The sequence below is a fragment of the Methylobacterium isbiliense genome, from assembly GCF_022179325.1.
Classification (GTDB): domain Bacteria; phylum Pseudomonadota; class Alphaproteobacteria; order Rhizobiales; family Beijerinckiaceae; genus Methylobacterium; species Methylobacterium isbiliense.
The window spans coordinates 1-1,758 of the sequence record NZ_BPQQ01000125.1; the positions used below are offsets into that span (position 1 = coordinate 1).

The window sequence follows — 1,758 nt, forward strand, 5'->3', positions numbered from 1 at the left end:
TGGTTCATCGGCGAGTTTGGTGGATCCGGGAGGGCGAGGGCGAGCGTCTGGTCGATGCCGTTGCCGATCCGCAGATCAGGGTATGACCCTGCTCTGCCATCTTCCCGGATGCCGCCTGCTGCGTGTGGCACGTGACGGCCCCAACGCTCTCGTCGTCGCCGCAGAAGGCGAACGCGATCACGCCCGCTGCCCAACTTGTCGGACGCCCAGCTCGGCTGTCCATAGCCGCTATCAACGACGGCCCGGTGATCTGCCGGCCTGCGGCAAGATCGTGCGATTGCACCTCACGGTTCGACGCTTCTACTGCCACGCTCCCGGCTGCCGGCGTCGCACCTTCGCCGAACGTTTTCCGAGCCTCCTCGGCCGCTATGCTCACCGCACCCGCCGACTGGCTCAGGCCCAGGCGCGAACCGGGGTCGCGCTCGGCGGCCAGCCTGCCGCCCGCCTGCTCTCGCGGCTGGCCATGCCCACCAGCGCCACGACCCTGCTGCGCGCAGTCCGAGCTCTCCCGCTGCCGTCCGCAGGGCGACCGCTGATCGTTGGTGTCGACGACTGGGCCCTGCGCAAGGGCCGGACCTACGCCACGATCGTGATCGACCTCGAGCACCATCGCCCCCTCGACCTGCTGCCGGACCGTTCAGCCGCCGCGCTGGCGACCTGGCTCCGCCACGAGCCGCAGATCCGCCTCGTGGCGCGCGACCGCTCCACCGAGTACGCACGCGGGACCACGATAGGGGCGCCAGGCGCCCGGCAGGTCGCCGACCGCTGGCATCTGCTGCTCAACACCCGGCAGATGCTCGAGCGCTGGCTCGCCCGGGTTCACCCGCGCCTCAAGCAGGTGCTCCCGACGACACCCGCCGCGGCCTCGGTCCGCCGGACGAAGGCATACCCCCGAGCTCCTGCTGAGGTGCTCACGCGGGCTGCGGCCGTCGAGCGATGGCAGGCTCTCTACGATGACGTTCGTCGCCGCGTTGCAGCGGGGCAGTCCCTCCGGCGCATCAATCGCGAGACCGGTCTGGCCCGCGCGACCGTGCGCAAATACGCCTTCGCCCCTCGCTTCCCACGCCATGGCCTGCGCGGGCCGGGGCCGAGCATCCTGGATCCCTACCTCGATCACCTCTCTGCCCGCCTCGAGCAGGGCTGCGAGAATGCAATGCAGCTTTGGCGCGAGCTTCGCGGCCTTGGCTATCCCGGAACCCCGAAGCAGGTCGGACGCTGGCTGAACGAGCGGCGCACGCGCCCGGCCAAGACGACGATCCGGCGTTGGCAACGATCACCAGCTGCAGCGACAACCAAGCCACCATCTCGACCGCCCCTTCCGTCGCCCAAGCAGCTGTCATGGCATCTCTTGCGTGACCCCGACGAACTTGATCCCGCAGCCGCCGCGGCGGTGGCGCGGGTGCTTCAGGATGGCGAGGCGGCCAAGGTTGTCGGTCTTGCTCGCCGGTTCTGTCGGATCGTGCGGAGCGGCTGCGGCGGGCGGCGTGCCGGCTCCACCGCGGTGGCGGCCTTTGACACATGGGTTGCGGAAGCACGCAGCTGCGGCATACGCGTGGTCGAGAGTTTCGCCGCCGGCCTTGATCAGGATCGTGCGGCGGTGCGTGCTGGCCTGGAACTGCCGTGGAGCAGCGGCCAGGCAGAAGGGCAGATCAATCGCCTCAAGCTGCTGAAGCGAAGCATGTACGGCCGAGCTAAGCTCGACCTCCTTCGTTGCCGTTTCCTCCTGGCAGCCTGATCCACCAAACTCTCAAATGAACC

Annotated in this window: 1 protein-coding gene; it reads left to right on the forward strand. The window is 69.1% G+C overall.

Translation table 11 applies throughout. From position 1 onward, the window contains the following. Nucleotides 1-82: 82 nt before the first annotated feature. Nucleotides 83-1,735 (forward strand): ISL3 family transposase, encoded by a 1,653-nt coding sequence (locus tag MFF61_RS32630; protein ID WP_238241855.1) that lies wholly within the window; start codon nucleotides 83-85, stop codon nucleotides 1,733-1,735. Nucleotides 1,736-1,758: the final 23 nt, after the last annotated feature.

Coding starts and splice junctions, on each gene's coding strand:
- MFF61_RS32630 (WP_238241855.1), top strand. CDS start 83: ATGACCCTGCTCTGCCATCTTCCCGGATGCCGCCTGCTGCGTGTGGCA.